This is a genomic window from Serratia ureilytica (assembly GCF_013375155.1).
GTDB classification, from domain to species: domain Bacteria; phylum Pseudomonadota; class Gammaproteobacteria; order Enterobacterales; family Enterobacteriaceae; genus Serratia; species Serratia ureilytica.
Genome location: NZ_JABXOF010000027.1, coordinates 1 through 703, shown reverse-complemented (window position 1 = coordinate 703; position 703 = coordinate 1). Strand labels below are relative to the sequence as shown.

Genomic DNA, 703 nt, shown 5'->3' with positions numbered 1-703 from the left:
GCGATTAAGCGATAACTTTAGCAACAACACCAGCGCCTACAGTACGGCCGCCTTCACGGATTGCGAAACGCAGACCGTCGTCCATCGCGATTGGGTGAATCAGGGTTACAACCATGTTCACGTTGTCGCCTGGCATTACCATCTCTACGCCTTCTGGCAGTTCGATGGTACCGGTCACGTCAGTAGTACGGAAGTAGAACTGTGGACGGTAGCCTTTGAAGAATGGCGTGTGACGACCACCTTCATCTTTGCTCAGGATGTACACTTCAGATTCGAACTGGGTGTGCGGCTTGATGGAGCCTGGTTTAGCCAGTACCTGACCACGTTCGATTTCTTCACGTTTGATACCACGCAGCAGAACACCTACGTTCTCACCAGCACGGCCTTCGTCCAGCAGTTTGCGGAACATTTCAACGCCAGTACAGGTAGACTTAACGGTGTCTTTGATACCAACGATTTCAACTTCTTCGCCAACTTTGATGATACCGCGCTCAACACGACCGGTAACAACGGTACCACGACCGGAGATGGAGAATACGTCTTCGATTGGCAGCAGGAACGGCTTGTCGATAGCACGCTCTGGCTCTGGGATGTAGCTGTCCAGGGCTTCGGCCAGTTCGATGATTTTCGCTTCCCACTCAGCTTCGCCTTCCAGCGCTTTCAGCGCGGAACCGCGGATCACTGGCAGGTCGTCGCCTGGGAA

General features: G+C 53.5%; 1 protein-coding gene. It reads right to left on the bottom strand.

All coding sequences use genetic code 11. From position 1 onward, the window contains the following. Positions 1–4 precede the first annotated feature (4 nt). Positions 5–703, bottom strand: a 699-nt coding sequence (locus HWW83_RS25455; RefSeq protein ID WP_255326684.1) for an EF-Tu C-terminal domain-related protein, incomplete at its 5' end; no start/stop codon positions are given.